2 protein-coding genes are annotated in these 869 nt (G+C 44.3%); both read right to left on the bottom strand.

The features are described 5' to 3' along the window. Positions 1–368 (bottom strand): pilus assembly protein N-terminal domain-containing protein (locus tag BCT81_RS01720; RefSeq protein WP_198596822.1); only part of this gene is annotated, 368 nt, incomplete at its 3' end. Then, on the bottom strand, positions 368–869 hold a 502-nt coding region (locus tag BCT81_RS01715; protein ID WP_241908134.1), incomplete at its 5' end, for an RcpC/CpaB family pilus assembly protein. The genes BCT81_RS01715 and BCT81_RS01720, both read right to left, overlap by 1 nt.

The following is an 869-nucleotide window of genomic DNA, read 5'->3' as shown; positions in this document are numbered from 1 at the left end:
GACTGAACCTTTACTTGAGCATCTGGGAAATGGAATTTGATTTGGCGCCTAATGTCCGTTAAATCCAAATCGACAATAATGCGGTCGGATAGCAGCACTTGATCATCGATACCGTAGACAATCAGTCGCGATTGACCAATGCTGTTGGCAAACACGACAAGAGTGTGGTCGTTGATGATTTTGTAATCGACGATGCTAGGGTTGTTTACGAACACTTGACCGATTGGACTTTTAAGCTGAATGTTCTGACCATCATTAAGCGTGATAGAGCGATCCGCAGCAAAAGTGTTTGTTGTAGAAAATAGGCCAATCAGCGTTAACAAAATTGGACCAAACAGTGCTCGTTTGATTCGATGGATAATTCTCATCACAAAGCCTCTCTTGGATTGTTCTCGTTACCACGTAACTCAACGATACCTGTATAGTTATCAATGATGTTGCGCACCTCTGCGAACTCCGGCTGCATATAAGTTTGGCTGCGATAAATTTCGATATGCATCGTTCGCTGTGCTAATGCGAGTCTTGGTAATTCATCCGGGCTCACTTCAATGACAACGGTTGTCAGTCCATCTTCCTTACTTGGAGAACGAGCAGTGATAGAGCGATCACTGGTGTCATCATTCCCGATATTGAGAACCTTAACGTGTTTCAAAAACATCGACGCCTTCACTCCTCTAAAACGCGTCGGCTTATCGATGTTGCCAGCCAAGTTGGCATTTGGAGAACTTACCGTTAGGACATCAATGAACGAACCCGGTCGGATGTAATCATTAATCAGATTTTTGTCGCTGACCTTTAGTGGGTATAACGTCATGCCCTCTGTAACCAGAAGGTCAATGTAACCAGCCTTGCCAGGGCTCACTTGATAT

It is taken from the genome of Vibrio sp. 10N.261.52.A1 (genome assembly GCF_002876325.1).
Lineage (GTDB): Bacteria > Pseudomonadota > Gammaproteobacteria > Enterobacterales > Vibrionaceae > Vibrio > Vibrio chagasii.
This window is presented reverse-complemented; position numbering and strand designations above follow the sequence as displayed.